We start from the raw sequence: 26,062 nt of genomic DNA, 5'->3' as shown, positions 1-26,062 counted from the left end.
TTTCGTCGCTCATCGCTAGCTCAACCCCCTCACCGCGTGGAGCAGCTGGTTGACGCCCCGTTTGCGGTCGGTCAGGTGCAGGCGCACCAGCGGCCGGTCCCGGGACTCGAGCGCCTGGCGGTCCCCGGCGGCCTGCGCGGCCTGGAGCCCGCCGAAGGTGTAGTCCCGGCCCGGGATCTCCACGTCTTCTCCCACCGCGCCGGTGATCTGGAGGAAGACGCCGGTCTGGCGGCCGCCCTTGTGGAACTGGCCGGTGGAGTGCAGGAACCGCGGGCCCCAGCCCCAGGTGACCGGCGCGCCGGTGCGCTCGGCGAGTTCGGCGCGCAGCTGCGCGAGCGGCGCGTCGTCGAGCCGGTCGAGGTAGGCCATGACGGCGATGTAGGCCCCGTCCGAGTCCGCGTCGACGAGGAGCTCGCCGATCGCCCCGCCGACGGTCTCGGCATGGCTGCCGTAGATCTCGATCGCGCCGTCCACGGCGTGCGGGCGCTCCTCGGACAGGCCCTCGTCGAGGATTCGGTTGGTGTTCTCCTTGGACTCGGTCACGTTCGGCTGGTTGAACGGGTCGATCCCGATCAGGTGCCCCGCGTAGGCCGTGGCGAGCTCCCAGCACAGGAACTGCGCGCCGAGCGGCCCGTTGACCACCGTGTCCGGCATCGCCAGCTGCGACCCGGAGTTCGGCAGCCCGGTCGAGGAGCCGCCGACGGTGGCGTAGGTCCGGTCGGAGCCGCGGGCGCCCGCCGCGCCGGGGCCCTCGAGGACGACCGGGAGCGTGCCCTTGCCGTCCTTGCCGAGGGATTCGGCGACGAGCTGCTCGGCCCAGTCGCCGAGGCCGACGATCCCGGTGCCGTCGTCGGCGATCGTGATCGTCGGCTTCGCGGCGATGACCGCCCCGAGCACCACCGCCGGGTTCTCGTCCTCACTGGCGATGGACGCGGCGAAGGCCTCGGCCTGCTCGATGAGTTCGGCGATGTTCGCACCGGCCAGCGCGGTCGGCACGAGCCCGAACGCGGTCAGCGCCGAATAGCGCCCCCCGACGTTCGCGTCGGCCAGGAACAGGTGCGCACCGGTCTCGGTGGCGAGGGCCTCGAGCTGCGAGCCGGGGTCGGTGACGAACACGAACCGCTTCGCGAAGTCCTCGATGCCGACGCCCCTGAACGCGGCCTCGAAGGCGCGCCGCTGGGAGTCGGTCTCGACCGTCGAGCCGGACTTGGAGGAGACGACCACGGCGGTGCGCCGCAGCGACTCCTCGCCGATCTCGGCCAGGATCTGGCCGGGGTCGGTGGTGTCGAGGATGCTGATCCCCAGGTCCAAGGTTCGCGAGATGACCTCGGGGGCCAGGGAGGAGCCGCCCATGCCGCACAGCGCGACGTGGTCGATCCCCTGTTCGCCGAACTCGGCACGGAGCTTCGCGAGCGGATCGACGAGCTCCTTGGACTTCTCGAAGGTGTCGATCCAGCCCAGTCGGATCGAGGCCTCGGCCTCGGCGTCGGGGCCCCAGAGCGTCGCGTCCTTGGCCGCGAGCCTCGCCGGGATCCCCTCGCCCTTCAGGCGCTCGACCACGGCGTTCACGTCCACGCCGGTCGTGACCGCCAGGCCTCCCGCGGCTTCCATCTTCCCCATCATTCGCCTATCCTCGGTTCTCGTCTTCCGCGTGCGCGGCGAGCTTGGACTCCACTTCGGCCAGCAGCTCGTTCCAGCTGACGGCGAACTTCTCGACGCCCTCGTCCTCGAGCACCTTGACGACGTCGTCGTAGTCGACGCCGATGCGCGCCAGGTGCTCGAACAGCTCGGCGGCCTCGCCGTAGCCGGGCCGGACCGTGTCGGCCTCGACCCGCCCGTGGTCGGCGAAGTCCTCCATGGTCTGCTCGGGCATCGTGTTGACGCAGTTGGGTGCGATGAGCTCCTCGACGTACATGACGTCCCGGTAGTCGGGGTCCTTGACCGACGTCGAGGCCCACAGCGGACGCTGCGGGTGGGCGCCGAAGGAGGCGAGCCCGACCCAGCGCGGACCGGAGAAGACCTCTTCGTAGGCCTGGTACGCCAAGCGCGCGTTCGCGATCGCGGCCTTGCCCTTGAGGGACTTCGCCTCGTCGGTGCCGATCGAGTCGAGGCGCTTGTCGATCTCGGTGTCCACACGGGAGACGAAGAACGACGCCACGGACTGGATGGTGCTCAGGTCGATCCCGGCCTCCCTGGCCCCTTCGAGGCCGGCCAGGAACGCGTCCATGACCTCCCGGTAGCGGTCCAGTGAGAAGATCAGCGTGACGTTGACGCTGATCCCGGCCGCGATGGCGGCCGTGATCGCCGGCAGCCCCGCCTCGGTCGCGGGGATCTTGATCATCAGGTTCGGCCGGTCGACGGCCCACCACAGCGCCTTGGCCTCGGCGATCGTGGTCGCCGTGTCGTGGGCCAGGCGCGGGTCGACCTCGAGCGAGACGCGGCCGTCGACGCCGCCGTGGGCGTCGTAGACCCCGCGCAGCACGTCGCAGGCCCAGCGGATGTCGTACGTGGTGATCGAGCGGACCGCCTCTTCGACGCTCACCTTGCGGCGGGCGAGGTCGGCGATCTGCTCGTCGTAGCCGCCGCCCTTGGAGACGGCCTTGGCGAAGATCGTCGGGTTCGAGGTCACCCCCGCCAGGCTGCGGGACTCGATCAGCTCGGCGAGGTTGCCCCCGGCGAGCCGCTGGCGCGATATGTCGTCGAGCCATACCGAGATTCCGGCGTCGGACAGGGCGGCGAGGTTCTGATTGGTGCTCACTGGTTCCTCCAGCTGCTCTGGATAGTCCTCTGTGGCCTTATCTGCTGTCTTACTGTGCCTTCTTGATCGACGAGCGGGCCGCGTCGGCGACGGCCTCGGCGGTGATCCCGAACTCCTCGTACAGTCTCTCGAACGGCGCGGAGGCCCCGAAGTGTTCCAAGGAGACGCTGACTCCTGCGTCACCCACCAGATCGCGCCACGGCATGGCGATCCCGGCCTCGACCGAGACGCGCGCCCTGACGGCCGCCGGCAGCACCGACTCGCGGTAGGACTCCTCCTGCTCGTCGAACCACTCGCGGCACGGCATGGAGACCACGCGGGCCTTCACGCCCTCGACGGCGAGGGTCTCGGCGGCCTCGACGGCCAACTGCACCTCGGAGCCGGTGCCGATGAGGATCACGTCCGGGGTGCCCTCGGTGTCGGCCAGGACGTAGCCGCCCTTCGCGGCGCCCTCGGCGGAGCCGTACTTCGAGCGGTCGAAGGTCGGGACGGCCTGGCGGGTGAGCGCCAGCGTCGCCGGGCGGTCGGTGTTGCCCAGGACGGTCCGCCAGACCACGGCGGTCTCGTTCGCGTCGCCGGGGCGGACGACGTCCAGGCCCGGGATGGCGCGCAGCGCCGCGAGGTGCTCGACCGGCTGGTGCGTCGGGCCGTCCTCGCCCAGGCCGATGGAGTCGTGCGTCCACACGAACAGCACGGGCGTCTTCATCAAGGCCGCCAGGCGCACCGCCGGACGCATGTAGTCGGAGAACACCAGGAACGTGCCGCCGTAGGGGCGAGTGGGGCCGTGCAGCTTGATGCCGTTGAGGATCGCGCCCATCGCGTGCTCGCGGATACCGAAGTGGAGGGTGCGGCCGTACGGGTTGCCGGGGAACTTCTTGCTCTGGCGCTCCTCGGGAAGGAACGAGGGCTCGCCGGTCATCGTGGTGTTGTTCGAGCCAGCCAGGTCGGCCGAACCGCCCCACAGCTCGGGCAGGACCGGCGCGAGCGCCTCGAGCACCTTGCCGGAGGCGGCGCGGGTGGCGACGCCCTTCTCGGAGGCCTCGAACTCGGGGAACGCGGCCTCGAATCCCTCGGGGAACTCGCCGGCCCACAGGCGGTCGTGCAGCGCCTTGTTCGACGGGTTGGCCGAGGCCCACTCGTCGAAGCCGGTCTGCCAGGCCGCCCGGGCCTTCCGGCCGCGCTCGACGGCGCCGCGGGTGTGCTCGATGACCTCGTCGGCCACGGCGAAGGACTCGGCCGGGTCGAAGCCCAGGACCTCCTTGGTGGCGGCCAACTCCTCGGCGCCGAGCTTGGAACCGTGGATGCCGCCGGTGTTCTGCTTGCCCGGGGCGGGCCAGCCGATGATGGTCTTGAGGACGATCAGGCTCGGCTTGCCGGTCTCGGCCTTCGCGGCCTCGAGGGCCTCGAACAGGGCCTTCGGGTCCTCCCGGTACTGGGCCGCGGCCCGCCAGTCGACGGTCTGCACGTGCCAGCCGTAGGCCTCGTAGCGGGCGGCGACGTCCTCGGAGAGGGCGATGTTCGTGTCGTCTTCGATGGAGATCTCGTTGGAGTCGTAGATCAGGACCAGGTTGCCCAGCTGCTGGGTCCCGGCGACGGCGGAGGCCTCGTGGGTCACGCCCTCCTCGATGTCGCCGTCGGAGGCCAGCACGTACACGTGGTGGTCGAACGGGCTCTGCCCCTCCTCGGCCGTCGGGTCGAACAGGCCCCGCTCGCGCCGCGCCGCCATCGCCATGCCGACCGCCGTGGCCAGGCCCTGGCCGAGCGGGCCGGTGGTGGTCTCAACGCCCGCGGTGTGCCCGTACTCGGGGTGGCCGGGGGTGAGCGAACCCCACTGGCGCAGGCTCTTGAGGTCCTCCAGCTCCAGGCCGTAGCCGGACAGGTAGAGCTGGACGTACAGGGTCAGGCTGGAGTGCCCGCAGGACAGCACGAAGCGGTCGCGGCCTTCCCAGGTCGGCTCGCTCGGGTCGTGCCGCATGACCTTCTGGAACAAGGTGTGGGCCACGGGAGCGAGGCTCATGGCCGTCCCAGGGTGGCCGTTGCCGGCCTTCTCGACCGCGTCGGCGGCCAGCAGCCGCGCCGTGTCAACCGCTTTCTGGTCGAGTTCGGTCCACTCGAACTGTGCCACTGCGATACTCCTTGGTACTCGTCGTATTCGGGCCGTAGACATCTGCCTTTCGACCCTACCTATCCAGGCTGAACTTTATGCGCAGTCTCTCGGAGGGCGAAATTCGAACTCTTGTGAACCCGCCCACGAGCCAGTCTCCCACGTTGTAAGCGCAGGTAGGGACCCTCGCCCCGGGGCCCGGTCACAGCCTCGCGGCCCGTATGGTGAGCCCTGATGAACGAGCACCCGACCGGAGCCGCCGCCGCTGCCCCCAAGCCCGCCGCCCGACCCAGCATCCACCTGCCCGCCGACGGCCCCGAGGACGGCGAGCGCCCGAGTCTCAAAGCCCGCGTCGCCGGCTACGTGTCGCTGACCAAGCCGCGCATCGTCGAACTCCTCCTCATCACCACCGTCCCCGCGATGCTCGTCGCCGCCCGCATGGAATACCAGGGCCTGCCCTCGCTGGCGGCCGTCGTCGCCACCATCCTCGGCGGCGCCCTGGCCGCCGGCTCGGCCAACGCCATCAACTGCTACATCGACCGCGACATCGACCAGCTCATGCGCCGCACCTCGCGGCGCCCGCTGGCCAAGCAGCAGATCCCGCCGAAGAACGCCCTGATCTTCGGGCTCGTCATCGGCGCCGTCGCCGTCGCCGGCATGTGGGCCGTGGTCGGGCCGCTCGCCGCCGCGCTCACCTTCGGCGCGATCGTCTACTACGACGTCGTCTACACGATCTGGCTCAAGCGCACCACTCCGTACAACACGGTGTGGGGCGGCGCCTGCGGCGCCGCGCCGGTCCTCATCGGCTGGGCCGCCGTCACCGGGCACATGTCGTGGATGGCGTGGGTGCTGTTCGCGATCGTGTTCCTGTGGCAGCCGCCGCACTTCTACGCCCTGGCCATGAAGTTCAAGGACGACTACGCCGCCGCGGGCATCCCGATGCTCCCGGCCGTCGCCCCCGCCAGGCGCGTCGCGATCGAGTCGGTCGTCTACGGCTGGCTGACCCTCGCCGTCTCGGTGGTGCCGTTCTGGCTGGGCTCGACCTGGCTGTATCTGACGGTCGCCGTCATCACCGGCGGGCTGTTCGTCCTGGAGGCCCACAAGCTGCTCGGCCGCGTCAACCGCGGCGAGGACCCCAAGCCGATGCGGCTGTTCCACTGGTCGACCAGCTACCTCACGCTGCTGTTCCTGGCGCTGGCGGTCGACTCGTTCCTTATTTGACATCCTCCGTCCGCCTGGAGGCGGGGGATTCCCGGCTTGCGGTCCGCGTGTCGCAGCCCGTCTACGGGTGGGTTCCTGGTTCAACGGGCCGCGCCGGGTCCCCCCGGTCTTACCAGCCCTCCGCAGGCGTTTCAGCTCTCCGTATGTCCTGCGGCGAGGGATGCGAGGCGCTGGCCTTCGCGGCGGATGTTGATCTCGGCATTGGCATCCCGATCATGGACAACCCCGCATCCGCACGCCCATCGGCGTGTTCTGAGACCGTCCAGGCCCTTCGGGCCGGTCAAGGCCCCGCAGGCTGAACACAGACGCGTCGAAGGGAAGAACCGGTCCACCCTGGCAAACGTCCGTCCGGCACGGTGAGCCTTCGATTCCAGGCGGGCCAGGAACATCCCGAGTGCGGCATCGTGGACCGACTTCGCCGCCCGGCCCTGACCGAGTCCTCGAACATGCAAGTCTTCGACATAGATGCCTTGGTTCTCGGCAACGATGCGATGCACCTGCTTGTTCACCCAGTCGGATCGACTGACTTTGATGCGTTCGTGGATCTTCGCGACCTTGAGGCGGGCTTTGGCCCGATTCTTACTGCCGCGCTGTTTGCGTGACAGGGCCCGCTGCGCTTTTTTCAGCTTGCGTTTCATCCGGCGGAAGAACTTCGGCGAGGCGATGGTCTTGCCCCCGCGCAAGACCGCGAAGTCCTTCAAACCAAGGTCGATCCCGGTTTCCGCTTCGTGGTAGGCGATCGGCTCGGCCAGGTCCGTGCCCCCATCCACGGCGACGACGAACGAGGCGTAGTACTTGCCGGTCGGAGTCTTGATCACCGTCACCGAGGACGGCTCGGCCGGGAGCCGGCGGGACCAGGCGACCTTGACCTCGCCGATCTTCGGCAGGCGCAGCCTGTCGTTGTCGAGGACCTTGAAGTGGGCGTTGCGGGTGAAGCGGACCGTCTGCGTACCTGTACGACGCTTGAACCGAGGCGGTCCCATCCGAGGGCCGGAGCGTTTCCCGCTCAACGAGGCGAAGAAGTTCTTGTAAGCCCGGTCGGCATCGGCCAGGGCCTGCTGGAGCACCACCGACGACACCTCGCCCAACCATGCTCGCTCAGCGGTGCGCTTTGCCTCGGTGATCAGGGCCTTGGACAGTACCGCCTGCGTCGGGTACGGCAGGCCCTGAGTGTATGCGTGCTTCCTGGCGGCCACGGCGTCGTTAAACACCACGCGGGCGCACCCGAACGCCCGCGCCAGCGCAGTGCGCTGGGGGCGAGTCGGGTAAATGCGATACCGGTACCGAAGCAGCACCTCACCACCGTAAACAGCGAGTACGACAACAATACGGCCCAGGCTTGCACTCCCGCTGGCGTGGGATCGCGAGCAGGTAATCGCTCGGCTTCATCTTCGTTCGCAAAGGCGGATCTCTCTCCAGGCGATTGGTGTCCCCTGCCGGTCACGGCCGCGGCCATTGGCCGCGGCCGAGGAGATCGAGCACCAGCGCGGCGATGTTCCACGCGTCGTCGGCACCGCTGTGATGGCGCCCCTCCAGCGGCAGCCCCGCGATCTCGAGCGCCCGGGCCATGCCAGGGCGCCGCCGCAGCCCGCGTGCGAGAGCGAACGCCTGTTTCGCGTTCGTGTGCCGCTGCCCGAACGGGTAGGCGGTCTCGGTGGCCTTGCACTGGTGTTCGAACTGCTTGCGGTCGTAGTCGCCCCAGCTCGCCCACGGCCGCGTGCCCGCGTCGTGCTCCGCGGCGAGCCACCGGCACGCCTCGGCGAATTCGACGCCCGTGTCCACCTCGGCCTGCGTCAGGCCGGTCAGCTCGGTGCAGAACTCGCTCACAGCCGAGCGGCGCGGCCGCACCAGCATCCGATGCCTGGCGACGCGCTCGCGCGCCTCGATGTCGACGACGGTCAGCCCGATCTCGATGATCTCGTTCACCGCGCCGGGCGGCGGCTGCCCTTTCCAGCAGGTCGCCTCGACGTCGACCACGTTCAGCAGTTTCCGGGCATCGTCCATGTCCCACACCGTAATGGGCCGGTCCGGCGCGGGTCAATCGCAGCAGGGTCGTCCACCGGTAACGAACCGCCTACGCGCTCAACGGAATCACTGTTCGAACATGCGAATGCCCCCCTGTCGGTCGTCTTCTCTAGGCTTCGCGACATGAAACAGCCTGAGACGAACGACGACGCGCGTCACCCCGATGAAGACCGGCTCCGCCTCCCCGCGAGCTGGCGGCGGCATGTGCTGCCCTGGCGCGGCCGCGACGACGCCAACCGCGCCGATCTCGACGTCGCCGTCGATCCGAGCGCGTCCGAGGCGGTGGCCCGGCGGATCGAGGAGTTCCGGCCGCTCATCGAGAAGGCCATGGCCAAGGGAGGGAGCGCCAAGCAGTACATCCCCCTGGTGAAGGACCACCTCGAAGGCCGGCCGAACCCGGCCGGAGCCGCCGCTCTGATGCAGATGCTGGAGAGCACCGACTACCGCAAGGTCGATCCCGCGGGCCGACGGAGGCACCTCGACGCCTGGCTCACCGACCACGGGCTCGCCTTCGCCGCCGCCGCCGTATTGGAGGCGGCGATGATCCACGGTTACCGCCTCAAAGAGTCCCCCTACCTCTCCTGGCCCATCTCCTCCAACAGCGGTGGCGACCAGGCCCAGGCATGGAAGGACGCCCAAAGCTCGGTGCACCGCATCCGCTCACTCCTGACGCTGGCCTCCGAACCGGAGTACCGGGAGGCCGTCGCCGCGGTCGACGCCCACCGCACCGATTCGGAACGGTGCGTCGGTGCGGCGCTGCTGATGCCGACGGAAGCCGCCTGGGTCGAGCAGGCCGTCGAAGCGATCTCCGGGTACTTCACGAGCCGCCACGGCGACGACTGGATGCGGTGGTCCTTCGCCGCCGAGCCCGGATATCTCGACCGGAACCCGAGGCTCCGCATCGCCGACGTCGACGCACGCAGTCTCGCCCCGCTGATCGGAGGACTGGGAACCGCCGCTCTTCCGCTCCTGGCAAATCGACTGGACTGGCGCTTCGCGGAGCTGTCCAAACCCGCCCGTGCCGCCCTGCTGACCGCGATCGGTCTGCTGCCCTCGGACGAGGCCACCGCCTGCCTGGTCGACGGGCTGGAGCGGCCCGGCGCGCTCACCGCGCTGCTCGAGACCGCCGAGCGGTTCCCGAACCGCACGCTCCGCACCGTCGCCGCCCGCGTCGAGGACGCCGACCTGGAGACGCAGGCGCGACTCGCGGGCATCGTCAAGTCCTCCCCGGCGCTGAACGCCGCACTGCCCGAAGCCGACGAGCGCACTCGCGAGGCGATCACCGCACTCCTCGACGATCCGGACCGGGTCCCCGAGGCCCCGGCCGACGCGCTCCCGCCGCTGCTGGTCGCCCCGACGTGGAAGGACAAGCGGCGCAAGGCCGCGCCGACCGTGGTCGAAGGCCTCACGCCCTCGCTCGGGACGCGCGTCGTCTGGGACGGCGACGAAGAGCGGCGACGCTGGGCCTCGCTCCACGACGACTCCCCGTACCACCGGCTCGACGCCGAGGACGAACGGAGAGCGCTCGAGCACTTCGAAAGGCACTCCGATTCCAGCGACGCGACGCACTTCTTCGCCTGGGCGAGCGTCGAGACCGCCGAGCCGATGCTCGAGCGGTGGGACGGCACCGCCCACCGCCCCCACCGGTACGAGCTCATGCGCATCCTCGGCAGATTCGGGTCCAAGGCCGCCGACCAGATCGCCGACATCGTCAAGGGCAGCGCCTTCGGCGAGGTGCTCATACCGATCCAGAGCCTCGCGGCCGCCCGCATCGCCGCCGACTGGCTCTCCCGGTCCAGCTCCCGGGGGCCGATCGCGAAGCGCTGGTTCAACCGGCACGCCGCCGCGGCGGCCCACCTGCTCATCCCCGACGCGCTCGGCGGCGACAGAACGGCGCGCCACGCCGCGAACACCGCCCTGCGGCACTTGATCGCCTTCCACGGCGCCGAGACGGTGGCGGCCGCCGCGAAGGACTACGGCGAGGCCGCCGCCGAGGCGATCGGCTCGCTCATCGACACCGATCCGCTCGATCCCCTCGACGTCAAGATCCCCAAAACGCCGGCATGGGCGGCCCCGGCCATACTGCCGCAGGTGCTCCTGGAAGGGCGGGAGGCGGCGCTGCCCATCGAATCGGTCGGGCATCTGATCACGGTGCTCGCCATCGACAGTCTTGAACTCCCGTACGCCGGGGTCGACGTCGTCGCCGAGACCTGCGACCGCGTCTCGCTCACGCGCTTCTCCTGGAAGCTGTTCGAGCAGTGGACGGCCGCCGGCGCGCCGGCCAGGGACGGGTGGGCGTTCACTCAGCTCGCGCGTTTCGCCGATGAGGAGACCATCCGAGCGCTCGCCGCGATGATCCGCACATGGCCCGGAGAACGCCAGCACAAGCGGGCCGTCGCCGGACTCGAAGTGCTCGGCGCCATCGGCTCGCAGACCGCCCTGCGGGCGGTGCACGACATCGCGCGGAAGGTCAAGTTCAAGGGAGTCAAGGAGGAGGCCAAGAAGCAGATCGAGTTGATCGCCGACAACCTCGGCCTCACCACCGATCAGCTCGGCGACCGGCTCGTGCCCGACTTCGGACTCGACGACGAGGCGAGCCTCGTCCTCGACTACGGGCCGCGCCGGTTCACGGTCGGCTTCGACGAGCAGCTGAGGCCCTTCGTCGCCGATGAGAGCGGCAAGTCGCTGAAGAACCTCCCCAAACCCGGCGCGAAGGACGACGCCGAGCTCGCCGAGTCCGCCTACAAGCGGTTCGCGCAGTTGAAGAAGGACCTCCGCACCGTCGCCAAGGAGCAGGTGACGCGCCTGGAACGGGCGATGCGGTCGGGGCGGACGTGGACCGCCGCCGAATTCCAGGGGCTCTTCGTCGACCACCCGCTCATGCGGCACCTGGCCCGCCGCCTCGTCTGGCTCGCCGACACCGACGGGCGCCGAGAGGCGTTCCGACTCGCCGAGGACAAGAGCCTCTCAGGGGTCGAGGACGACGAGTTCGTCCTTCCCGAGAACGCGCTCGTGCGCCTGGCCCACCCGGTCGAGCTGGAGGACCGGCTGGAAGCCTGGGCCGAGAGCTTCGCCGACTACGAGATCCTCCAGCCGTTCCCGCAGCTTTCGCGCCCGGTCACGGCCTTCACCGACGAGGAGCTGAAGACCGGCCGGATCACCCGCTTCGACGGCGCGACGCTCAAGGCCGGCAGCGTCATCGGCATGGCGGCCCACTGGGGCTGGCGGCGCCCCGCCTCCGACGGCTTCTGGGTGGAACCGGGCGTCCACTACCCTCTTCCCGGAGGCGGATTCGTCGTCGTCTCGCTCGATCCGGGCGTCGAGGTCTACCTCGGCAGAGCCGACTCCTCGAAGGTCCAGACCGTCCAAGGGGTGTACCTCTCCGCCACCGCGGACTACGGCGCCCTCGGCGAAGGCCGGGACCACCCGACCGACATCGACGCGCTGACCGCCGCCGAAGTGCTCGGCGACCTCGCCCGTGTCACCGGAAACGTGTAAGGACGACCGCGATGAACGAATCCCCTGCGACCCTTCCCGACGAGAACCGCCTCGAACTGCCCGCGGCGTGGGCCAGACAGCTCCTGCCCTTGCGCGGTGAGCGCCCGGGACGCGGCGTCGAGCTCGACGCCCAGGCCCCCGAGACCGTCCGGGACCTGATCCTCCGGCACCGGGAGGAGCTGCTCCAAGCGCTGGCCGCCCCCGAGAACCGCGACTACGCGGACGCCGCCGAAGCCTACATCGAGGGCGAGCCGGACGCGCGCGGCGCCGGAGCGGTCACGGCGCTCCTGCTCTACTCGTCCCACCGCCCGGTGAGGTCGCCGCTGCGGCCCGAGCTCGACGCGTGGGTGCTCGACCACGGGCTGCCGTTCGCGGTGTGCGCCGTGATCGAGACGCTCGCGACCAGCGCCTGGCGGCCCGGCGGCGGCGTCCGGAATCCCGGCATCGCGGTCCGCATCCTCGAACCGGCGGTGGTCGGCGACCTGTACTCCCTCGTTCGGGATCCCGAGGACAGCGTCGAGGTCCTGCGGTCGCTGCTGGCCGACGCCGCCGACGAGGAGTACGCGGCGGTGGTGGCCGCCGTCGCCGCCCACCGCGACAGTCCCGTGAAGCGCGTGGCCGCCATGTTCCTGCTCCCAGGCGAACGCGGATGGAGCGACGAGGCCTGCCTGGACTACGCGGCGGGGCGGACCTATGGGCACACCGACAGGATCGTGTTCCACTCGGCGCGGAGCATCGCCCAGGTCACCGCCGCGGGCATCTCGAGCATCAAGGACTACTACATCACCAGCGCTTCGGTCGCGGCCCTGTCCGACGGGCTGGGAACCGAGAGCCTCCCGATACTGACCGAGAGCCTGGGGCGACCGCTGAACGTCGGCGACCGCCGACTCCTGCTCGGGGCCGTCGCGATGCTTCCGAGCGACCAGGCGACGGCGTACCTGCTCGACCGCCTCGACGAACCCCACGTGTTCGAATTCGCCGTAGCCGCCGCCGAGCGGTTCCCGGTCCGGACGCTCCGCGCGATCGCCGCTCTCGCGGCCGGGGCCGACGGACGGCGACGGTTGAGACTGGCCGGCGTCGCCGCGGCCCATCCGGCCCTGATGGAAGCGGCCCGCGCCTCCCTGACCGGATCGGAACGGGCGGTGCTCGACGAACTGGCCGCCGACGGCTCCTCCGTGCCGACCGCCGCTCCCGAGACACTGCCGCCACTGCTCACCGCGCCGCCGTGGACGAAGCGACGCGCCCGGTCCAAGCCCGCCGTCGTCCCCGGCCTCCAGCCGATCGGCGAACCGCGCCTGGTCTGGGCCGACGGCGAACGCGAACACTGGGCCGAACTCCCGCACCCCTACCGCCCCGGCACGGACGAGCGGTACCTCCGCCGTCTGCTCGACAACCTCGACGGGCCGCGCCCGAACCGGAGGATCGCCGAGATCCTCGCCTACGCCCCGCTCGAGACCGCCGCCCCGCTGCTCGAGCGCTGGGAGGGCGGGCCCGGCCGGTACTGGGAGACCACCTATCAGCGGCTGCTCGCCAGGTTCGGCGAGGCCGTCGTCGAAGGGATCGTCGCCGACCTCGCCAAGGAGCCGCGCTCGCAAGCGGTGCTGCTGCCGGTGCTGAGCCTCGAGGTCGCCAGGATCACCGCCGACCGGTTCCAGCGCCTGAAGTCCGCGCGCGCCGAGGCGAGGGACTGGCTCGACCGGCACGGCGCCGCGGCCGCCCGGCTGCTCGTCCCCGACGCCCTGGGAACCGGGAAGCAGGCCCGCGCGGCCGCCGAAGCGGCGCTCTCGTACGTGGCGATGCGCCACGGCCCCGAGGCCGTCCGCGCGGCCGCCGAGCCGTACGGCCCGGCGGCCGCGGAGGGGATCGAGCGGCTGCTCGACACCGATCCGCTGGAGCCGGTGGGAGTGAAGCTCCCGCACCCGGGGCCGTGGGCGAACCCGGCGATGCTGCCGCAGGTGCTCCTCAAAGGACGTGAGACGGCGCTGCCGGACGCGTCCGTGCCCCACCTGGTCACCGTCCTCGCCGTCGGCACCCCCGACTACGAGTACGCGGGCGTCGACGTCGTCGCCGAGTCCTGCGACGGCGACTCCCTGCGTGAGTTCTCCTGGGCCCTGTTCGAGCTGTGGATCTCGGTCGGCGCGCCGTCCAAGGACGGCTGGGCGCTCACCCAGCTCGCCCACTTCGCCGACGACGAGACCGTCCGGCGCCTGACGCCGCTCATCCGGGAATGGCCCGGCCAGAGCCAGCACAAACGTGCCGTCACCGGCCTCGAAGTGCTCGGCGCGATCGGCTCCGAGGAGGCCCTGCGGGCCATCCACGGCATCTCGCAGAAGGTCAAGTTCAAGGCCCTCAAGGAGAAGGCCACCGAGCAGATCGAGGCGATCGCGGCGGGACTGGGCTTGAGCGGCGAGCAGCTCGGCGACCGGCTCGTGCCCGACTTCGGGCTCGACGACGAGACGAGCCTCGTCCTCGACTACGGCCCCCGAACATTCAAAGTGGGCTTCGACGAGCAGCTCAAACCGTTCGTCACCGACGCGGACGGCAAGCCCCGCAAGAGCCTGCCCAAGCCGGGCGCCAAGGACGACGCCGCGGTGGCCGAGGCCGCCTACAAGCGCTTCGCCCAGTTGAAGAAGGACCTCCGCACCGTCGCCGCCGACCAGGTGCGGCGCCTGGAGCACGCCCTGGTCGCGGGCCGGACGTGGACGACGGGGGAGTTCCGGGAGTACTTCGTCGACCACCCGCTCGTGTGGCACCTGGCCCGCCGCCTGGTGTGGCTGGCCGAGTCAGGCGGTGAGTCGAGCGTGTTCCGGCTGGCCGAGGACAAGACCTTCACCGACGTCGAGGAGAACGAGCTCGACCTCCCCGCCGACGCGCTCGTCCGCCTCGCCCACCCGGCGCACCTCGACCGCGAGACGATCGACGCCTGGGCCGAGATCCTCGCCGACTACGAGATCCTCCAGCCGTTCCCGCAGCTCTCACGGCCTGTCATGGCCTTCACCGACGAGGAGCTGCGGACCGGCCGCCTCGAACGCTTCGAAGGCGCCAAGGTCGACGTCGGCAAGATCCTCGGCCTGGTCAAGCGCGGATGGCAGCGTGCCGCTCCGGAGGACGCCGGAGTCGAGCCCGGCATCTCGTACGCGCTCCCCGGCGGCGGCTTCGTCGTCGTCGCACTGAACCCGGGCATCGCCGTCGGGTACATCGAGGAGTGGCCGAGCCAGACCCTGGAGGCCGTCCGCCTCTCGGCCGTCGACGACTACTGGCACAGGCGCGACCGCGGCCCCGACCACCCGACCGAGATCGACGCGGTGACGGCCTCCGAGGTCCTCGCCGCGCTCGCCCGGATCACCGAGACCGCCTGACCTCCCGACGCCGCGACCCGGGTCCACTGAGGAACATGGACCCGGGCCGCGGTGACGCCCCGCAGTGATCCGACCACGGTGTCGTATCGGCCTCCTAAGCTGGCGGCCATGACTGACGCCCCGACGCCGCCACTCCCGGACGAGGACCGATTGGACCTCCCCGCCGACTGGGACCGGTACCTTCCCCTCCGGCGCGGCCAGGGACGACGCCGGCGGATCCAGGCCGACTTCGCGCGCGCCGAGCGGACCCGCTCACAGCTCGCCGCGCACATCGACCAGATAGTGCGGATCCTCGAACTGGACGCGAACCAGGGCTGCAAAGACGCGGGACTGGCCTTCGCGGAAGGAGAGCCGCACCCCTTCGGCGCGGCGGTGGTCGCCCAGATCGTCCAGCACGTGAACGTCTTCCGGCACGTGAAGCCGTTCGACTTCTTCAACCTGGTCCTCGCCGACCACGGCCCCGGCATCACGGCCGCCGCCGCCGTGGAGCTCCTGAGCCTGCTCCCGGCCCGAGACGACTCGGGCGACCGCGTGGAGTTCTACTGGGCGGGCATGGACGACCTCGACTGGACCTGGGAGCCCTTCCGCGGAGTCGTCCACGCCGTCCGGGACCTGCTGACCGCCGTCCCCGAACCCGAATACGCGCTGATCGTGTCCTTCGTGGACTCCTTCAGGGACAGCGCCGTGAGGCGCCTGGCGGCCGCCGTGCTCATGCCCGAGGAGACCGAATGGGTGCGGGAGGCCTGTGCCGAATACACCCCCGGCTACTACCGGGAGTTCATCACGCTCCTGCTGCTGCAGGCGACGAGCGCGGCCGGACACACCGAGGGCGCCCTCGACCTGGTCAAGCAGAGCTACCGCAGAAGCGCCGACTGGACGGCACCGCTGGTGGCCGCCGCCGGGGCCGACGCCCTGCCGCACCTCACCTCACTGTTGCACTGGTACTCCAGTGCGGCCGAACGCAAGACGCTGCTCAAAGCGATCGCGATACTGCCGAGCGACGAAGCGATGGCCTACCTTCTCGACCACCTCGGTGACGCCCAGGCGATCACCTTCGCGAAGGAGGCCGCCTCGCGGTTCCCCCGGCGAGCGCTCCGCCTCGCCGCCGCCAGTGCCGCCGACGCCACGCCCGGGCAGCGCAGGCGCCTGACCGGGATCATCCGGTCCGATCCGATCCTCCTCGAGACCGCGCTTCCCACGCTCGACAGGGGGACCGCGGACACCATCGCGGCCCTCATCGGCGCGGGCGGGCGGGCCCCCGAGGCCCCCGAGCGCGAACTCCCCGCCCTCCTGGTGGATCCGCCCTGGGCCAAGAAGGGCCGCAAGCGGAAAGGCCCCGTCATCGACGGCCTGGTCCCGCCGCCGGTGAACCGCCTCGAATGGGGCGACGCCGAACGCGAGGATTTCAGCTGGCGGCGCACCGCGCCCGACCAGAGCCACTACGACGAGATGGACCGGGACTTCGGCGCCGCCGACTTCGACTACACGACGTTCTTCTGCTTCGCGTCGATCGAGATCGCCCGGCCGCGGCTCGGCCAATGGCACGGCGAAGTCCGGTACACCTGGAGCGGGGAGCTCGAAGAGATCCTGCACCGCTTCGGACCCGACGCGGCGGCACCGGTCCTGAAGCTCATCGCAGCGGAGCCCGCCTACCGCGGTGAGGTGATCCTGCCGATCGTGAACCTCGACGCCGCCCGCCTGGCCGCCGACTGGTTCGCCAGGCTCAAGTCCGTCCGCGCCATCGCCGCGCAGTGGCTGAAGCGGCATCCCGCCGACGCCGCCCTGCTGCTCGTCCCCGACGCGCTCGGCGGGAGGAAGCGGGAGCGGACCGCCGCCGAAGCGGCCCTGCGCCACCTGGCCGTGACGGTCGGGCCCGAGACCGTGCGCGAGGCGGCCGGGGCCTACGGGAGCGAAGCCGCGGCCGCGCTCGAGGAGCTGACCGGCAGCGAGCCGCTGAAGCCGATCGGCAAGCGACTGCCCAAGATCGCAGGGCTGTTCGCCCCGGCGTTCCTTCCGCAAGTCCTCCTCAAGGGACGCGAAAAGGCCCTTCCGGAGACCGCCGTCGAGCACCTGCTCACCGTGCTGTCCATCGCCACGCCCGACTACCCTTACGCGGGAGTCGACGTCGTCGCCGAGCACTGCGACCGCGAGTCGCTCGCACGCTTCTCATGGGCGGTGTTCGAGCACTGGCTCGAACTCGGCGGCCCCCTGGCCCATCAGTGGGCCCTCACGCAGCTGATCCACTTCGCCGACGACGACACCGTGCGCGAGTTCGCCCCGCACGTCCGGAAATGGCCGGGCATGAGCCACCACAAGCGGGCCCTCACCGGTCTGGAGGTCCTCGGCGCGATCGGCTCCGAGTCCGCCCTGCGCGCCATCCACGAGATCGCCGAGAAGGTCGAGTTCGAATCGCTCAGGTCGGAGGCGAGCGCGCAGATCCACGCCGTCGCCGAAGGACTCGGCCTGAGCACCGAGCAGCTCGCCGACCGGCTCGTCCCCGACTTCGGGCTCGACGAGGCCTCGAGCCTGCTCATCGACTACGGGCCGCGCCGGTTCACGGTCGGCTTCGACGAGCAGCTGGTGCCGTTCGTCACCGACGACAATGGCAAGCGCCGCAAGGCCCTCCCCAAACCGGGCGTGAAGGACGACGAGGAGCTGGCCCAGCGGGGCAGGAAGCGGTTCGCGCAGCTGAAGAAGGAGATGCGGAGCGTCTCGTCCAAGCAGGTGAAGCGCATGAAGCGGGCCATGGTCGAGGGCCGCGCATGGTCGACCGAGGAGTTCCGACGCTACTTCGCGGACCACGCCCTGGTGCGGCACCTGGCCCACCGCCTGGTGTGGCTGGCCGAGCTCGACGGGAAGCGCGTGGCGTTCCGCCTGGCGGAGGACCGCAGCTGCGCCGACGTCGAAGAGGACGAGGTGGCGCTGCCCGCCGACGCGGTGATCCGGCTGGCGCACCCGGTGCTGCTGGGGGAGCAGGTCGACGCCTGGTCGGAGATCTTCGCCGACTACGAGATCCTGCAACCCTTCGACCAGCTGGCGAGGCCGGCGATGGCGTTCACCGACGAGGAGGTCGCCACCGGCCGCCTGGCGAGGTTCGAAGGCCGCCAGGCCTCGACCGGCGCGCTGCTGGGGCTGACGAACGAGGGCTGGGAGCGCGAGTCCGAGTGGGGCGGCGGCACCGGGACGGGGCTGTACCAGGTGGTGCCCGGAGCGGGCGTGCTGTCGATCGACCTGGATCCGGGGATCGTCGTAGGCGAGGTCGAGCAGGGGCGGATGCAGACGCTGACATCGGTGCGGTTGGAGCGGTACGGGGACGACGCGGACCTGTCGAAGATCGATCCGGTGCCTGCCTCCGAGATCCTGGCCGGCCTCGCGAAGGCGACGAGAACCGGCTGACTTCCGACCGGGGCACGGCTGTCACGACGGACACGGCGCCGTGGCGGCACACCGCCACGGCGCCGGGCGCTCCGCTCGATCAGGCCTTCTTCGCGATGCCCGCCATCTGCGTGCGCTCGTAGGGCTCCAGCTCCTCGACGGCGGGGACCGGCCGGTCGGGGTGCTCGGGGAACCACCTGGGGATGTACTCCAGACCCGGCGGCGCCATCTCCATGCCGAGGAAATGCCGCTCCAAGGCCTCGATCGGCCGGATCCAGCCGTTGCCGAGCGTCTCGATGCAGGCCCGCGACAGGGCCCGCTGCTCGGGTTCGCCGGTGTCGGGCCAGGAGGTGATGAACAGGTGGCTGCCGGACGACGTCGCGTCCATCAGCGTCGCGACGATGTCGTCGGGACGCTGCTCGTCGCTGATCTGCATGATCATCCCGATGATCATCACGGCGATCGGCCGATCGAAGTCCAGGAAGGAGCGGACCTCGGGATGAGTGAGGATGCGTTCGGGTTCGACCAGGTCGGCGCCTATCACGATGGCGTTGTGGTTGCCGGCGAGGAGGGCCTTCGCGTGGGAGACGACCATCGGGTCGTGGTCGACGTAGACCACCCGCGCGTCGGGGTCGATGTCCTGGGCCGCCTCGTGGGTGTTCTGCTCGGTGGGCAGGCCGCATCCGATGTCGATGATCTGGTCGATCCCGGCCGCCCGCACCAGGTACTCGACGCCGCGGATGAGTGCGTTCCGGTTCAGCCTGGCGCACTCCCGCGCCTGCGGAATGTGAGCGGCGAAGACCTCGGCGGCCTCGCGGTCGACCTCGAGATTGGTGGTGCCGCCCAAGATCGCGTCGTAGACCCGGGCGGTCGTCGGCACATTCGGGTCGACGTCCGGGGGCAGTTCGATGGCTGAGTCCTCAGTCATGTCGGCTTTCCTTTCGTGCGACGCGAGTCCTGGAGGCACGCGAACCCCACCGCCGTGAGATGTGTCTCAGATTACTGGATCCGCCCGAAACGTGCACGGCCGATTCATTCGATTTCTTTGCGCCAGAAGGGATTACATCAATCCAATCGTCTTGTCAACCGCCACCGGTGTTCGAACGCGGCGGTGTCGCACCGGCTCCCTATGCTCTGTGGGACGCCCTCGCCCGCCGAAGGAGGGGCATGAACGAACCCATTGCGTCTCAAGAGGACCGACTGCCCGGCACCCCACCGCACACGCATCGACCACTGGAAAGCAGCCATGACCCGGACAAGCCCCGAACCGAAGCTCCAACGGCCCCCCGCCGAGCGGCGCTACGCCGACGAGCTCGCGAAGCTCACCGCCGACGACACCGCGCCGCGCCCGCCCGGCTGGGCCATGAGCCTCCAGGCCGCCCGCACCTTCATCGTCGGTGACGACAAGCTCGGCATCGCCCGCAAGTTCGTCGGCGACCCGTCCCTGATCGACCGCGCCCTGGTCACCCTCGCCACCAACCGCGGCCTCATGCTCGTCGGCGACCCCGGCACCGCCAAATCACTGCTGTCCGAGCTCATCGCAGCCGCCGTCTCCGGCGACTCCACCCTCACCATCCAGGGCGGCGCCGCCACCACCGAAGACCAGATCGCCTACTCCTGGAACTACTCCCTGCTGGTCTCCGAGGGCCCCACCCGGCGCGCGCTCGTGCCGGCGCCTCTGCACCAGGGCATGGCCGAGGGCCGCGTCGTCCGCTTCGAGGAGATCACCCGCTGCCCCCTCGAAGTGCAGGACTCCCTGCTCTCGCCCCTGTCCGACCGGGTGCTGGCCGTGCCCGAACTCGAAGGCTCCGACGGCATGGTCTTCGCCCGCGAGGGCTTCAACATCATCGCCACCGCCAACACCCGCGACCGGGGCGTCAACGAGATGAGCGCGGCCCTCAAGCGCCGCTTCAACTTCGAGACGGTCTTCCCCATCGGCGACTTCGACACCGAACTGGCCCTGGTCGAGGCCGAGGCCGCGGCCGCCCTGGAACGCTCCGGCGTGCCGGTGCCGCCCAGTCGCGACGTCCTCGAAGTGCTCGTCCACGTCTTCCGCGACCTGCGCTCCGCGGACGGCTCCGGCGACCGGATGCAGTCGGTCATGTCCACCGCCGAGGCCGTCTCCGTCGCCCACGCCGTGGGCATCAAGGCCTGGTACCTGCGCGGCGGCGAGGCCGCCGCGGGCGACATCGTCGACTGCATGGCCGGCGCCGCCGCCAAGGACAACGCCGAGGACCTCGCCAGGCTCCGCCGCTACCTCGAACAGCGCGCCCCCAAGCGGAAAGGCCGACACTGGCAGGACCTCCACCAGGCGCGGAACCTGCTGCCGGGCTGATACCCATGCCTGACGATCTGCACGTCATCGGCGTGCGCCACCACTCGCCGGCCTGCGCGCGCCTCGTCGCCGACACCGTCGACCGGCTCCGGCCCGCCCACGTCCTCATCGAGGGCCCCGCCGACTTCAACGACCGCCTCGGCGAACTCGCCCTCGCGCACACCCCGCCCATCGCGATCTACTCCTATATGGCCGCCGGAGGCGCGGCGCGCCGGTCCTGGTCGCCGCTGTGCGACTACTCGCCCGAGTGGCTCGCCCTCACCAAGGGCCGCGAGACCGGCGCCGCCGTGAAGTTCATCGACCTGCCCGCCTGGCACGACGCCTTCGCCGAGGTCGAGAACCGCTACTCGGACGCCGAACGGCGCTACGCCGACGCCACCGAGCGGCTGTGCCGCGAGTTCGCCGTCGACAACACCGACGCCCTGTGGGACCACCTCGTCGAGATCGCCGACCCCGAGGGCCTCGCCGAACGCCTCGACCGGTACTTCGACCTCGTGCGCGGCGAAGCCGAGGCCACCGAGCCCGACAGCGCCCGCGAACGCCACATGGCCGAGTGGATCCGCGCCGCCCTCGCCGAGGACGACGGCCCGGTCCTGGTGGTCTGCGGCGGCTTCCACGCGCCCGCCCTGCGCCGCCTCGCCGAAGCGGGCGGCCCGCGCGCGTGGCCGGAGGTGCCCGGCCCGCCCCCGGACGCCGTCGTCGGCAGCTTCCTCGTGCCCTACTCGTTCAAGCGGCTCGACGCCTTCGCCGGATACCAGTCCGGGATGCCCTCGCCCGAGTACTACCAGCGGCTGTGGGACGACGGCGCGGAGACGGCCGCGGGCGCGCTCGTCGAACTCATCGCCACGCGGCTGCGCGGCAAGCACCAGATCGTCTCCACCGCCGACCTCATCGGCGCCCGCGGCCTCACCGAAGGGCTCGCGCGGCTGCGCGGCCACGACCGGCCCGGCCGCACCGACCTGCTCGACGGCCTCGCGAGCGCGCTCATCAGCGACGACCTCGAGCAGCCGCTCCCGTGGACCAGGCGCGGCACGCTCACCGCGGGGACGCACCCGGTCGTCGTCGAGATGACCGCCGCGCTCACCGGCTCGCGCACGGGCCGCCTCCACCCCGACACGCCCGCGCCGCCCCTCGTCGCCGACGTCGAGGGCGCACTGGAGCGGCTCGGGCTCGGCGGCACCCGGCGGCTCCGCCTCGACCTCACCGACGCGCGGGACCTCGAACGCAGCCGGGCGCTGCACTGCCTGCGCCTGCTCGAGCTCCCCGGCTTCACCCGCCAGGACGGGCCCTCGGCCGGATCGGACGTGACCGCCGAGGAACACTGGGACCTGCGCGACGGCGACGGCCGCCTCCCGGCCGTGATCGAGGCGGGCGTCTACGGCGCGACCCTCGGCGACGCCGCCCAGACCGTCCTCGAGCACCGGATCGACCGGGCCGGAGGCGACCTGGACGCCCTGTCGGGCGTCCTGTTCGGCGCCGCGCTGTGCGGACGGGCGCACCTGACCGACCGGCTCGGCCGCGCCGTCGCCGACGGCGTCGCCGACTGCGGCGACCTCGCCGCCGTCGGGGCGGCCCTCACCGTCGCGCTCGCCCTGTGGCGCCACGACCACCTGTTCGGCACCGCGGGCAGCGAGCTGTACGCCACCGTCATCACCGCGTGCGCCGAGCGGGCGATGTGGCTCGCCGAAGGGCTGCGCGCCGGACCCGGCCCCGCCGACCTCGGGCGGCTGAAGACCCTCGCGGCCGTGCGGGACGCGGTCCGGCACGCGCCCTCGCTCACGCCGCCCGCCGCGTCGGTGGCGGCCACGGCGCGCCGCATCGCCGGCGACGGCGCCGCACCGCCGGACCTGCGCGGCGGGGCCGCCGGACTGGCCTGGTCGCTCGGGGCGTCCCTCGACGCCGCCGGGGCCGCCGCGGGCGTGTCCGAACCGGACCGGCTCGGGGACTGGCTGGCCGGCCTGTTCCGGGTCGCCCGCGAAGAGGTCCTCGCCGAGGCCGCCGAGCACGGCGTCGTCCACGCCGTCGACGAGATCGTCGGCGACATGACCGAGCAGGAGTTCCTCGTGGCGCTGCCCGCGCTGCGGCAGGCGTTCGCGTTCTTCCCGCCGCGCGAGCGGGCACAGATCGCCGAGCAGCTGGTCGCGCTGCGAGGCGGCGGCGAGAGCGCCCACTCCATGCTCGACAGGCATGACGCCGACCCGCTGACCGTCGCCGCCGCGCACGCCCTGGAAGCCCGCGTCGACGAGGTCCTGACCCGTGAACACCTCACGGCCGCAACGGAGGAGCAGCGATGAGCGCAGACCTGGAGCGGTGGCGGCTGATCCTCGGCCCCGCCGCCGAGCAGCACACCGGACGCCTGTCGGCCGAGGGCGAGGCGTGCGACGCCGCCCTCGACTGGCTCTACAACCGCGAGGAGGGCCTGGGCGAACGCGAGGTCCGCCGCGGCGGCGTGCGCGGCGCCGGCAGCGGCGGCTCCGCCCTCACCACAGTGGACTGGCTCGACCAGATCCACCGGCTCTTCCCCAAGGAGACCGTCGAGCGGCTCGAACGCGACGCCATCGAACGCTACGAGATCGACGACATCGTCACCAATGCCGAGGTCCTCGAGCGCGTCGAGCCGAACGCGGCGCTCCTCAAAGCCGTGCTGCGCACCAAGCACCTGATGAACCCGCAGGTCCTGGCCGCCGCCCGCCGCATCGTCGCCGAAGTGGTGCGCCAGCTCGTCGAGAAGCTCTCGGTCGAGGTCCGCACCGTCTTCACCGGCAGCCGCGCCCGCCGCCCCAGCCTCCACCGCCGCGCCCGCGACTTCGACCTGCGCCGCACCATCCACGCCAACCTCAAGCACTACGACCCCGAGCGGAACCGGATCGCCATCGAGCGGCCCCACTTCCACTCGCGCACCAGCCGCAGGCTCGAGCAGTGGCAGATGATCCTCGTCGTCGACCAGTCCGGGTCCATGGCCGGCTCGGTCATCCACTCCGCGGTCACCGCCTCGTGCCTGTACGCCCTCCCTGGACTGAAGACGCACCTGGTCGCCTTCGACTCCAACGTCGTCGACCTCACCAGCGACGTCGACGACCCGGTCGAACTGCTCATGAAGGTGCAGCTCGGCGGCGGCACCGACATCTCCAGGGCCGTCGACTACGCGGCCGGCCTCGTCGAGAACCCCCGGCGCTCCATCATCGCGCTCATCACCGACTTCTACGAGGGCGGCAACGCCCAGCGACTCGTCCACACCGTCAAGCAGCTGTGCGAGCAAGGCACCGAGTTCCTCGGACTGGCCGCATTGGACGAGGACGCCAACCCGTCCTACGACCGGGACCTGGCCGGGCGCCTGGCGTCCGCGGGCGCCCACATCGGCGCCATGACGCCCGCGCACCTCGCCGAATTCGTCGCCGAAAGGCTCGGCAAATGATCAGAGAAGACCTCCTCGCGCTCACCCACGAGAGCCTCGCCGCACTGGCCAACCGCGGCCTGGTCAAACGCGCCGCCAAGGACCTCGACGCCGGGACCGTCCCCGAACTCGACCTCGCCGACGACGGCGCCGTCCGCGCGGTCTTCCCCGACGGCACCGAGACCACCCTGCCCGCCGAAGGCGGCCTCGCGGCCGCCGCCTGCACGTGCTCGGCCGCCGCGAAGTGCCGCCACCGCATCGGCGCCGTCCTCGCCTACCAGCGGCGCCATGAGCCCGCCGACGCCGCCGAACCCGACGGCCCCGCCGAGGCGGTCCCCTCGCCCGCGGCCGTCACCGACGAGCAGCTGCGCGAAGCGGTCGGCAGACACGCCCTCAACGCCGCCGAGAAGGCCCGCCGCGCCGGCTACACCGCCAGGCTCACCTGGCCCGGACCCGACCGGCCCGCCGTCGCCGAACTGCCCACCTGCACCGTCTCCTTCCTCGTCCCCGGCGAGCTCGGCTACGCCCACACCGACGCCACCGGCCCCGCCCGCGACCTCGGCATCGTCCTGGCCGTCTGGGCCTTCCGCGAAGCCGAGGCCGCCGCCGAAGCCGTCCCCGAATCCACCGCGGCGGCCTCGATCAGCGTCGGCGGCGGCGGCGACGCCGCCGAACTGTCCGAGGCCACGGCCCTGGCCGAGCGGCTCCTCCTCGGCGGCGTCGACAGCGTCGACGGCGTCCTGACCGCCGCGCTCACCCGCGAGGCGGGCGCCCTCGCCGGGCGCCGCATGCACTGGCCCGCCGGAGCCATGCGCGACCTCATCGACCAGGTCCGGCGCTACCGCGAACGATCGGCCTCCTACGACCCGCAGCGCTTCGCCGCCCTCCTGGCCGAACTGCCCGCCCGCGAGCGCGCCGCCCGCTCGTCCTCGGGCACGCCGAACTCGCGGATCCTCGGCAGCGACGAGGTCGACGAGACCCCGCTGACCCTGGTGCGGCTCACCGGACTGGGCTGCCGGATCGGCACCGACGGCGAGCGCCGGACCGCCGAACTCTTCCTCGCCCACCCCGAGACCGGCGTGGTCCTGACCGTCGCCCGCGACTGGGAGATCCCCGAAGACCAGGCCCTGACCGGCCACGACATCGCCGGACGCCGCCTCGCCGGATGCCGGATCGGCGCCCTCGCCGCCGGGAACGTCGTCTCCGAGGCCGCCAGCCGCAACGCCGCCCGCGCGCTCAAGCTCGGCACCGGACGCCTCGCCAGGACCCAGGTGCTGCCGCTGGGCCAGGCGTGGAACGAGCTGCCCGCGAGCCTGCGGGTCACCGACCTCGACGCCGCCCACGAGCAGCTGAACGCGATGCCGCCGAGCATGATCCGCCCGCGCGTCGCCGCCGAACTCGTCCGCGTCGTCGCCGTCGACCGCGTCGAGGCGAGCGGATACGACCCGGCCTCGCAGACCTTCGAAGCGGTCCTCACCGCCCCAGGCGGCGGGCGAGCGCGGCTGCGGGCCGTCCACCGTGCCGCCGCGCCCGGGGCGCTCGAGGCCATCGAGACCGCGCTCGCGCGGGGGACGCGGGCGATCGCCGGGACGCTGCGCCGCCACCGCGGCGAACTCGTCGTCGAGCCCACCGCGATCCTCACCGGTGAAGGACTCGTCGTCCCCGACCTCGCTCCCGGCGACGACTCGGCCGGACTCGGCGCCGCGACCGCCGTCGAACGCGACCCGATCGCCGCCGCCGTCGACGAGGCCCTCGGCGTCTGCGCCGACCTCGCCCACCGCGGGCTGCGGCAGGCCCGCGAACCCTCCCGGCAGCGCGTCGAATCCGCCGCCGCCGCACTGCGCCGCGTCGGATTGCGAAGGACCGCAACTGATTTCGTTCAACTGTCCAAAGCGTTGGGCGAAGACGACGACGCCGCGCGAACCGCGGCCTGGACCCGAGCCGCCATTCGGACGCTCATCACCGCCGAGCTACACTGAGCCGTCTCTGGGCG

Annotated in this window: 14 protein-coding genes; 8 read left to right on the top strand and 6 right to left on the bottom strand. The window is 71.4% G+C overall.

Features of this window, described 5'->3' with window-relative positions:
• Nucleotides 1-15: 15 nt before the first annotated feature.
• Genes YWW_RS0113625 through tkt form a run of 3 tightly spaced genes read right to left on the bottom strand, consistent with a single transcriptional unit; the run spans nt 16 to nt 4,883 of the window.
• The gene (locus YWW_RS0113625; protein WP_035698673.1) at nt 16-1,623 is read right to left on the bottom strand and encodes a glucose-6-phosphate isomerase; all 1,608 of its coding nucleotides are present in this window, start codon (nt 1,621-1,623) and stop codon (nt 16-18) included.
• Between the two features lie 4 nt (nt 1,624-1,627).
• Nucleotides 1,628-2,758, bottom strand: coding sequence for a transaldolase (gene tal / locus YWW_RS0113620; RefSeq protein ID WP_026930559.1), 1,131 nt, complete (start codon nt 2,756-2,758; stop codon nt 1,628-1,630).
• A gap of 49 nt (nt 2,759-2,807) precedes the next feature.
• The gene (gene tkt / locus YWW_RS0113615) at nt 2,808-4,883 is read right to left on the bottom strand and encodes a transketolase (RefSeq protein ID WP_245595423.1); all 2,076 of its coding nucleotides are present in this window, start codon (nt 4,881-4,883) and stop codon (nt 2,808-2,810) included.
• Between the two features lie 213 nt (nt 4,884-5,096).
• On the opposite strand from tkt, the gene YWW_RS30265 reads away from it, so the two are divergent.
• Complete coding sequence (locus tag YWW_RS30265; protein ID WP_051325767.1) at nt 5,097-6,083, top strand: heme o synthase; 987 nt, start codon at nt 5,097-5,099, stop codon at nt 6,081-6,083.
• A 131-nt stretch (nt 6,084-6,214) separates the two neighbouring features.
• On the opposite strand, the gene YWW_RS0113605 is transcribed toward YWW_RS30265, so the two are convergent.
• A complete protein-coding gene (locus tag YWW_RS0113605) occupies nt 6,215-7,378 on the bottom strand; it encodes an RNA-guided endonuclease InsQ/TnpB family protein (protein ID WP_026930557.1) in 1,164 nt (387 codons plus the stop codon).
• A gap of 145 nt (nt 7,379-7,523) precedes the next feature.
• Complete coding sequence (locus tag YWW_RS0113600) at nt 7,524-8,087, bottom strand: 3'-5' exonuclease (protein ID WP_026930556.1); 564 nt, start codon at nt 8,085-8,087, stop codon at nt 7,524-7,526.
• 144 nt (nt 8,088-8,231) lie between these two features.
• Between YWW_RS0113600 and YWW_RS30260 the strand changes: the two genes are divergently transcribed.
• From YWW_RS30260 to YWW_RS30255, 3 genes are all read left to right on the top strand, one after another.
• Nucleotides 8,232-11,606, top strand: a complete 3,375-nt coding sequence (locus YWW_RS30260; protein WP_035704503.1) for a DUF4132 domain-containing protein — start codon at nt 8,232-8,234, stop codon at nt 11,604-11,606.
• An 11-nt stretch (nt 11,607-11,617) separates the two neighbouring features.
• A complete protein-coding gene (locus YWW_RS0113590; protein WP_026930555.1) occupies nt 11,618-14,965 on the top strand; it encodes a DUF4132 domain-containing protein in 3,348 nt (1,115 codons plus the stop codon).
• Nucleotides 14,966-15,073: 108 nt separating this feature from the next.
• Nucleotides 15,074-18,361 carry a DUF4132 domain-containing protein gene (locus YWW_RS30255; protein WP_155830170.1) on the top strand — a complete coding sequence of 1,096 codons (3,288 nt, stop codon included), beginning with the start codon at nt 15,074-15,076 and terminating at the stop codon, nt 18,359-18,361.
• Nucleotides 18,362-18,440: 79 nt separating this feature from the next.
• Here YWW_RS30255 and YWW_RS0113580 read toward each other — a convergent pair whose 3' ends face one another.
• Nucleotides 18,441-19,268, bottom strand: coding sequence for an SAM-dependent methyltransferase (locus YWW_RS0113580; RefSeq protein ID WP_026930554.1), 828 nt, complete (start codon nt 19,266-19,268; stop codon nt 18,441-18,443).
• A gap of 318 nt (nt 19,269-19,586) precedes the next feature.
• Between YWW_RS0113580 and YWW_RS0113575 the strand changes: the two genes are divergently transcribed.
• From YWW_RS0113575 to YWW_RS0113560, 4 genes are read left to right on the top strand one after another with little or no spacing between them, the layout of a single operon-like run.
• On the top strand, nt 19,587-20,675 hold the full coding sequence (locus YWW_RS0113575) for an ATP-binding protein (protein WP_026930553.1): 1,089 nt from the start codon (nt 19,587-19,589) through the stop codon (nt 20,673-20,675).
• Between the two features lie 5 nt (nt 20,676-20,680).
• A complete protein-coding gene (locus tag YWW_RS0113570; protein ID WP_035704501.1) occupies nt 20,681-22,969 on the top strand; it encodes a DUF5682 family protein in 2,289 nt (762 codons plus the stop codon).
• A complete protein-coding gene (locus YWW_RS0113565) occupies nt 22,966-24,090 on the top strand; it encodes a VWA domain-containing protein (RefSeq protein WP_026930551.1) in 1,125 nt (374 codons plus the stop codon). Before YWW_RS0113570 ends, YWW_RS0113565 begins: the two co-directional genes overlap by 4 nt.
• Nucleotides 24,087-26,048 (top strand): hypothetical protein, encoded by a 1,962-nt coding sequence (locus YWW_RS0113560; RefSeq protein WP_035698687.1) that lies wholly within the window; start codon nt 24,087-24,089, stop codon nt 26,046-26,048. The genes YWW_RS0113565 and YWW_RS0113560 overlap by 4 nt, the downstream gene beginning before the upstream one ends.
• The last annotated feature ends 14 nt before the right edge of the window (nt 26,049-26,062 follow it).

It is taken from the genome of Glycomyces tenuis DSM 44171, from assembly GCF_000427885.1.
In the GTDB taxonomy this organism is placed as follows: Bacteria; Actinomycetota; Actinomycetes; order Mycobacteriales; family Micromonosporaceae; genus Glycomyces; species Glycomyces tenuis.
The sequence above is the reverse complement of the archived record's forward strand: the minus strand, read 5'-3'. Positions and strand labels throughout refer to the sequence as shown.